The sequence below is a fragment of the Psychrobacter sp. GW64-MNA-CIBAN-0177 genome (assembly GCF_040309585.1).
GTDB lineage: Bacteria > Pseudomonadota > Gammaproteobacteria > Pseudomonadales > Moraxellaceae > Psychrobacter > Psychrobacter okhotskensis.
In genome coordinates this window covers 1-255 of sequence record NZ_JBEOOY010000410.1, presented here as the reverse complement: position 1 = coordinate 255, position 255 = coordinate 1, and the positions used below count along the sequence as shown (strand labels likewise).

The 255-nt window shown below is 64.7% G+C and carries 1 protein-coding gene; it reads right to left on the bottom strand.

Annotated features, from left to right (window positions below; all coding sequences use genetic code 11):
• A partial coding sequence (locus AAEY79_RS15665) for a phosphopantetheine-binding protein (protein ID WP_352289517.1) occupies positions 1 to 255 on the bottom strand: 255 nt, incomplete at both ends.

The window sequence follows — 255 nt, the reverse complement described above, 5'->3', positions numbered from 1 at the left end:
GCAAGGTGCTGCCCAGTTGGGCGACACGGGCCAGGCTCTGCACGGTCTGGTACTGGAACAGGTCCTTGGGCGTCAGAATAATCCCCGCCTGGCGGGCGCGGCTGACCACCTGAATGGAGACGATGGAATCGCCGCCCAGGGCAAAGAAATTGTCGGTAATGCCCACCTGCTCGCGCTTGAGCACGTCCTGCCAGATCGTGGCGATGCGCTGCTCCAGTTCGGTGCCCGGTGCGACGTAGGCGGCCTGTTGCAGGC